Here is an 823-nt window from a genome sequence, read left to right as displayed (position 1 = left end):
GGCTCGAACGTCTCCAACCCGGTGAGCGGCAATCTCGGCGGCGCCGGCATCTTGGGCCAGTACGGCACGCTGGTGCTCAACGCCAACGGCTCCTACACCTATACAGCCAACCCCAACGCGGTCACCGCCAATGCGGTCGACCACTTCGTCTACACCATCACCGACGGCGACGGCGACACCTCGACCGTGACGCTCGACATCACTGTCAACAACGTCACCGTCACCGCCTCCGACACCGACGCGCTGGTCTATGAGAAGGGCTTGCCGGCGGGCAGCGACGCGGCCGGCAACAGCGAGATCTTCAACGGCGCCATCACGCCGGCCGGCGGCACTGGACCATATACCTACACGCTCAACTCATCGGCCACCGGCAGCTACGGCAACCTGGTGCTCAACGCCGACGGCACCTACACCTACACGCTGACCAAGACCTATGACGGCGCGACCGCCAACAACGGCATCACCACCGAACAGGACAAGGACAGCTTCACCTATACGGTGACCGACGCTCACGGCAACACCACCACCGGCACCATCCTGGTCGACATCGTCGACGACGTGCCGACGGCGCATGCCGACACCAACAGCGTCTCGGAAGGCTCGCAAGTCTCGGGCAACGTGCTGACCGACGGAACGGCGGACGTGCTTGGCGCCGACGGCGCGGCACCCGGCGGCGCGGTGACCGGCGTGGCCACGGGCTCGAACGTCTCCAACCCGGTGAGCGGCAATCTCGGCGGCGCCGGCATCGTGGGCCAGTACGGCACGCTGGTGCTCAACGCCAACGGCTCCTACACCTATACAGCCAACCCCAACGCGGTCACCG

The 823-nt window shown here is 66.2% G+C and carries 1 protein-coding gene; it reads left to right on the top strand.

The features are described from left to right. Positions 1 to 823 (top strand): Ig-like domain-containing protein (locus EOA27_RS38520; protein WP_189562382.1); only part of this gene is annotated, 823 nt, incomplete at both ends.

This window comes from Mesorhizobium sp. M2A.F.Ca.ET.037.01.1.1, from assembly GCF_003998075.1.
Classification (GTDB): Bacteria; Pseudomonadota; Alphaproteobacteria; order Rhizobiales; family Rhizobiaceae; genus Mesorhizobium.
Note: the sequence above shows the minus strand (reverse complement) of the source record. Positions and strands in the feature narration are given on the sequence as shown.